We start from the raw sequence: 6,346 nt of genomic DNA, 5'->3' as shown, positions 1-6,346 counted from the left end.
TCGCCGGATCGGGAAACGCCATAGTGGGCGCTGCTGACCTTGTTGCCAGACGACGTGAACCAATTGTCCATACTGCCCATCGTCCCTCCGCTGATATGGTCTACGATAGCGATGGGCACATGTCCGTCCCGGCTGCTGTAATTGGTGTGCTGGTTGCCCTTTTGAATGATCTGCATTACTCTTCGACTCCCTTTCTCTCGGCAGCGCGCTTGATCTTTTTATCAAGCTCACTTCCAGCCCATTTAAGGATTGCATCCAGCACAGGCAACGGCAGCCAATCCCCCCAGCCTGCCCGAATGGAATTTGCCGTCATGCTCTGTAAAACGTGGTAGATCGTCCCGATTGCCAAGGCCCCGAATATTGCCCCCGGAAGCCCAAATACACCGTCCAGAAGGTTGCCGCCTGCTGGCAGCAGCAAAATGAAGAACGTTCGGAACACCCCATCAATACCGTATTTACTGGCATAAGTGTGGTCTTTCTTGGCCGCACGGATACCAGACAACCAGTCCATGACAACGAAAAATAAAAGTGCCGCCATGATGGTCACGACTGCGTCCGCCTCCCCGTACAAAAAATCGAATAACGGTACAAATATTGCTCCGAGAGCTGATACTACAATTTGAGGCTTATTCAGCTTTATCTCCCCCTCTCTTTTAAGCAAAAGGATAGCCCCCGGGAAACCCCGAGGGCAAAATAAAAACGCCTTAATAAGCGCTAGAACTATTAGGCTTCCAATAGAGCTTCCACGACCGGACGGATAACGGCCGGAACCTGTTCCAGCGTCTTTAATCCCTTTTTGATGAGGGATGCATAAATAGCAGGCATCAGCTTGCACCTCCTTTCAAAGCTTCAACCTCCGCCTGGAGCGACAACGTCAGCTCGTACAGATCAGCGAGAGCCAGTTGAGCATTGGCAGCATCCTGCTGTGCCGCAAGCATCTGCTCGTAGTTGTCGGCAAGCGCGAGTTCCAGGCGATCTACTTCGGTTAATTCCGGCTCCTTGGCCGCTTCCGCCGCTTGATACGCTTCCCATGCGGCCTGCAGTTCCTCTTCGGTCGGCTCCGGGGCCTCCAGGTTCCAGACGGCGATGTACGGGCCTTTGTCGTCTGCATTGTCCCAAACCTCAAAATCTCTCATTACATCGACATCAGGATATAGGTATTGAATAGCCCTTGATATGTTCACGGTTCGTCCTCCTTTCTACGCTATTCTTATAATCTCTAACCGGGTATTATCCATACCAGTCCGCACATTTTCGCTCACAGACGCATAAACCTGTATCGCTACTGTTTCCCCGGCATTTAGGTTTACTATCTGTGTTCCGGTCAGAGTCATGTCGAATTCCACGTGTTGGATGCGGTTATCTAATCCGTGGCCAAAACTGCCATTTACAAGTGTTCGTAAGACAAAGTTTGTCGAAGCGTTGGCTGATGCTACAACAACTCTGGGAACGATTAAGTACCAACCGCTTTGCGATACAGTATAAACACCAGATGCCGTATTCAGCGGTGCTCCTGGCGAGTTTGCATCCACAAAGTTGTAGGCAATAGTATTCCAGGCTGATGCTGTAAGTGTCTGTTCACTGGTGAGTCTGCATGCTCTGGTGACCGGTCGTTCACCGCTCCCCCCGACAAACTTGGCTAATTCAGATAAAGATGCATAGCCACCTCCTGCATCTTTAAAGTACGTATAGCCATTTTGGATTTTAAATGCAACGCTATTGTTTGAATAAAAGTCGAGACGCCCGTCTTCTACCCATTTAACTCCGGTGTCACTGTCCCCAATCGGTAGAGTTAATGAGGAGGATGATCCATACTGATCCTTTTTAGCTACCCATAGAGTTCCGAGCGTTTGAACTGTTGCGGATTCGAATCGTAATGTTCCGGCGCCACCGGTCGAAGACCCTGCCTCAGCGATAATCCTTGAATCAAAGTCATTGCTCGGATTACCACTCGTATGAAAATCAATGTAGGCCGGCCCTGCTGTATTTGCGTTTTTCCGAAATTCGATATGCTCCGTTTCTCCATCTGCACTGACAAACCTCCCGTCGGCAAACGCTTTCGCGTTATTTTCTGCGATATCCGCTGCTGCCTTTGCGAATGCCGTCGTTGCAATCTGCGTCGTATTCGTCCCAGCCGAAGCTGTTGGCGCTGTCGGCGTTCCGGTTAACGCTGGCGAGGCGAGCGGCGCTTTCGTGTTCAGCTGCGTTTGAATAGAACTTGTTACCCCGTCCAGATAACCAAACTCCGTATTATTTACGGTTCCTGTCCCGATTTTAGTCGCTGCGATTGCAGCCGCGCTATTAACGTCTGCGTCTACGATTACACCAGGAGCAATAGCGGTTACACCATCGCCGGTGCTTATCACGTCGCCCGTGTGGTTTGGATGCACATAATTATTAGCTCCGGCGGCGATCCCGGCGAGTTTATTTTTTTCGGACGTTGTATAGTCTTCTGTAGTTAGCTGCTTGCCGGATACTTTATCTATCTTGTTGTTCACCGCCGTATCCAGGATGTCCATGTTGCTGTTCAAATCATTAATATTAACAGTATCGGTGCCTTCCGGCTTTTTAAGGCCGAGATTGCTTGTAGTCTGCATGTGTCACTCTCCTATCCATAAGTTCTGAGTTCATTCCAGGTCCTCGTTCCGGCCGTAGTCCAAGTCATCGCCTTCAGCGTCGCCCAGAATGTGTACGTATACGCAAATTCATAGGCCAAATGGGCCGGCTTAATCTCTTCGAGGATTTGCATCAACCCCGTCATATTGGGCGGAATGCCGAGCACTCCCACGAATCGGACGATAAAGCGGTATTCGCCCGGGACATCCTCTACAACAACATTCCCGCCCGAAAAAGCAGAAGCGACCCTTTCAACCATCTGTGGTGTCGTCTTTCCAGTGCCGCGCAGCTTGGCGAGAATCATCTCACGCCGCCAGGTGTAGGACTTGGAAGGGTCCGTAACAAGACCCAGTTCAGCTTCCCGGCGCGCGAGACTCCAGGTTGACGTCTCCAGAAAGAATTGATCCAACACGTCCTTCGCAGCACCCTGTAAATTGCCAAGCTCCTCACCGACCGTTGCCTGCAATTCTTCCATTTCCCGAACATCGCGATAATAAGGTGGAAGATACTCCATCAGGTCAACAGGCTGCTGCCCGGAATATCCTTGTTCATTCAATTGAGCGGAGAACATCCCTGCACCGTAAAGTTCATTGCCGTATGGCACCCGTTACACCCCCTTAAGCTGATTCCAGGTTACAGGACCAATTAGATGCCGCTGTTTGTTAATAGCAGTAAATCCCGCTGGTTGGGCGGCTTGTGTCAGCAGAGACCCTGTATTGATTACTCCTGCTGATTTTTCAGCAGCCCCGATGATAATGCGCATTGCCTGATGGTATGCATTGCGCCTTACCCACAACTCCGTCAGACCGCTTGTGGCATTGACAACATACCCATAAGTAGCCGCATCGCCCCCGCCCGGGATAATCCCGTACGCCTCCACGCTTCCGGAGCCGCGTGTTGACATTTGGATCACATCGCATCCGGGTTTGTTAGTTCCAAAATCAGACACACCATGTATCCATAGCAGCAGTTCGTTTGCAGAGGAACTTATAGTTGTCGTCATTTCGGCGATTTTGACAAACGCTACTGAGCCGACATTATGTCCAATCGTGAACGCACTGGCATAGTTGGCGTCATGATTATGTGCCGCAGGCGGATACGTTGCAGGCTTACCGGATACTCCCGACCACGGCACGCTGTCTGCGGCTGAGGCGTAATCCACCTTGCCGTCATTGTTGGTGTCATAGATGCTTTTAAGCATGTCCCCGGTGCTCTGCCCAGCCACAAGCAGCACATTGCCGCCAGCTGTGCCAATATACAGCTTGCTGGTATCTGTACAATATCCAAGCTCGCCAACAGCAAGAGTCCCGATGGCGCTCTCCAGACCGCGCCGGATTTGAATCAAAACCTTTCTCGCCATATCACCGCCCCCTAGAATGTCCCGCCGTCAATAGTAGAAACCATAAGTCGGTTACCATTGGAAGAGTCATATACGATGCTATCCGCATCAATATTCGCTTCAATACCGGTCGAATTTACCACGATGCCTTTCCCCGGCTTGGCTGCAACGGCAGTTGAACCAACCGTAATCCCGTTGCCTGCTCCGACGGTGAGAGTGACCGTATCAGCCTGCCCGCCGCCGGTCAAACCGTTGCCCGCCGTGATGGTCTGGAGCGCGCCCCCGGTCCGGACCCACGCCGATCCGTTCCAGCTGTAGATCTTGGACTCATCGTCAACGTAAGCGGTCCAGCCCGTAACAGGCACGTAAAAGATCCAGGCGGCAGACTGGTATTCTGCAATTTGATTTGTTTTACCTGACCAAGCCCCCGTTGCGCCCGCCGGAATGATATAACGATCCCCTTCTGCCGGGCTGCCTGGCGGCGCCGTCAAATTCTGATCCTTTACCGACGCCTGCGGCTCGATATTGTGCTTGGCCAGCTCGATCTCATTTTTTATCTTCTGCGCTGACCATAAATCCGTGATGGCCGTCCCGGTATCATTAATGACCCGATGCTTCGCCGCATCGTCGATGTGCGTCTTGATCTCGGCGGCCGTCTTGGTATTGGTACCGTCGCTCACTTTATTCACATGCCCTGAACTGATATCCGCTTTCAGGACCTTGGCATAAGTGGCGCCGTCTGCAATATTATCAATCGAGCCGGTTAAATCGCTCAAAGTCTGGGCATTAACCCGGCGCCAGGCCGATCCATCGTCAAAATAGAGATAGCCGTTATTGGTGCCACTGGTTACGTAATAGAGACGGCCGACAGAAGCGGCCGCAGGCCGGGATGCCTCCGGACCGGAAAGAGCCCGGCCGACCATCGAATTGCTCGATCCGTCTCCGATATACACCTCTTTCGTATCCGTACAGAAGCCCATCTCTCCAGCCTGGAGCGCGCCGTAGGTTGCAAGCTCCGCTTTGGTCCCACGTTTGATTCGTATATTTTGCGCCATATTACACCTCTCTTTGAAATGATCCGCCGTCTATAAGGCCGTCCGCTTTATATCGCTCGACCTCTGTCTGCGTAGCTGTTACAGCCGCTTGAAGCACATTGACGTCATCGGCTTCGACCGTATCCCCCGGCGTCTCATAGGTGACGTACACCTCGGGAGCACTGGCAAAAATCTTGATCAGCCGGCGCCAAGGTGTGGTGCTGGGAATGGACAATGTCCAATTGGTAATCTGCTCGCCGGTTAATCTGGAGCCCGTATAGACGCGGATCGTCTGATTATTGATATTGTCATGCCGGAGTGGTCCGTCATAGACGCCGCCTGCAATGGGCACAATCTCTTCAATCACATAATTGCTTCCGGCCGGATTCTTATTGAGCTTGTCATAGAACGTATCAATCTGATCCGGATATTCCATATCACACCTCCAAGTCTACCGTGCCGATCAGAGGCGCCTCATCATCGGCTAGCGAGACATTTCCTGAGCCGCCATTCAGCATCAAATCAAAGTAATCCAGGACTCCATCCGTACCCAGCAGCAGTGAGCCTATAACGGCCTGGCTGACATAATTTGCAGCAAAGGCTGCACCCTTGCGCCACTGCTCCAGACGGGCGGCAAATGCATCGGTCACCGCGTGTAAGGCGTAGCCGGAAGCAAGAGAAACCGTGGCGGCCACGTTTATAGTTTTTCCCGCCGCAGACGCGACCGTGACTTCTGCCCCGATCGGAGCCTGGCCCTCGCCTTGCCCGGGCACCGGATCAATGTAATTCTGCACCTCAGCAACCAGGGCAGATGATGCCGGCAGCTGTTCGGCATCAACAATGACGACCTTCACCGTCTTCAGCCCATTCCACAGCGGAAACACGCGCGCGCCGCCCACGCCCGGAATTTGCAGCGCCCACTCGGCATAATGGGCCTTGTTGCCGCTTGTCGCTGGACGTCTGGCTGAATCGAAATACCTCTTCCGCAGCGTCTCGTCATCCTCCGCATTCTCCCCGGGGATCAGCAGACGAACCGCCTCGCCCCGTGAGAGCTGCGGAATATAGTCGATGGGCAGGAGCGCGCCGGAATTACGGTTTCCGACCGTTCCCGGCGTTTCGCAGGTAAGCCTGTAATTGCCGGGAGACAGCTTCTCCGCCGCCGTATAATTCAATTGTTCGAGCGAGAAGCGGCTGCCGATCGGAATGTCCACCCCTTCGCCGCCGTCCGCATAGAACGCCCCTTGAATTTCGGCCGGGCTTGCCGGACGTCTTGCGATGCCCGACCATGCAATGCTCCGTTCCAGAAACTCGCCGGTAGCCGTGTCGGCAAAGAACAGATTCGTATTCAGCTCAAGCT

At 52.9% G+C, this 6,346-nt stretch carries 9 protein-coding genes; all 9 read right to left on the bottom strand.

The features are described 5' to 3' along the window. Window positions 1-175 precede the first annotated feature (175 nt). Window positions 176-661 (bottom strand): phage holin family protein, encoded by a 486-nt coding sequence (locus L692_RS0123835; protein ID WP_025702455.1) that lies wholly within the window; start codon window positions 659-661, stop codon window positions 176-178. 62 nt (window positions 662-723) lie between these two features. Further along, window positions 724-825: a CD1375 family protein gene (locus L692_RS33215; protein WP_198027820.1), complete on the bottom strand. Its 102-nt coding sequence runs from the start codon at window positions 823-825 to the stop codon at window positions 724-726. Beyond that, a complete protein-coding gene (locus L692_RS30875; protein WP_025702454.1) occupies window positions 825-1,184 on the bottom strand; it encodes an XkdW family protein in 360 nt (119 codons plus the stop codon). The genes L692_RS33215 and L692_RS30875 overlap by 1 nt, the downstream gene beginning before the upstream one ends. A gap of 15 nt (window positions 1,185-1,199) precedes the next feature. Then, window positions 1,200-2,597 (bottom strand): hypothetical protein, encoded by a 1,398-nt coding sequence (locus L692_RS33210; RefSeq protein WP_025702453.1) that lies wholly within the window; start codon window positions 2,595-2,597, stop codon window positions 1,200-1,202. Between the two features lie 11 nt (window positions 2,598-2,608). Next, complete coding sequence (locus L692_RS0123815; RefSeq protein WP_025702452.1) at window positions 2,609-3,220, bottom strand: YmfQ family protein; 612 nt, start codon at window positions 3,218-3,220, stop codon at window positions 2,609-2,611. A gap of 3 nt (window positions 3,221-3,223) precedes the next feature. Continuing rightward, window positions 3,224-3,976 (bottom strand): hyaluronate lyase N-terminal domain-containing protein, encoded by a 753-nt coding sequence (locus tag L692_RS33685; protein WP_025702451.1) that lies wholly within the window; start codon window positions 3,974-3,976, stop codon window positions 3,224-3,226. Window positions 3,977-3,987: 11 nt separating this feature from the next. Next, the gene (locus L692_RS0123805; protein ID WP_025702450.1) at window positions 3,988-5,010 is read right to left on the bottom strand and encodes a DUF2793 domain-containing protein; all 1,023 of its coding nucleotides are present in this window, start codon (window positions 5,008-5,010) and stop codon (window positions 3,988-3,990) included. Window position 5,011: 1 nt separating this feature from the next. Next, window positions 5,012-5,425 carry a hypothetical protein gene (locus tag L692_RS0123800; protein WP_025702449.1) on the bottom strand — a complete coding sequence of 138 codons (414 nt, stop codon included), beginning with the start codon at window positions 5,423-5,425 and terminating at the stop codon, window positions 5,012-5,014. Between the two features lies 1 nt (window position 5,426). Further along, a partial coding sequence (locus L692_RS0123795; protein ID WP_025702448.1) for a baseplate J/gp47 family protein occupies window positions 5,427-6,346 on the bottom strand: 920 nt, incomplete at its 5' end.

Origin of the sequence: Paenibacillus forsythiae T98, assembly GCF_000520735.1 — a bacterium.
In the GTDB taxonomy this organism is placed as follows: Bacteria; Bacillota; Bacilli; order Paenibacillales; family Paenibacillaceae; genus Paenibacillus_AQ; species Paenibacillus_AQ forsythiae.
The sequence above is the reverse complement of the archived record's forward strand: the minus strand, read 5'-3'. Positions and strand labels throughout refer to the sequence as shown.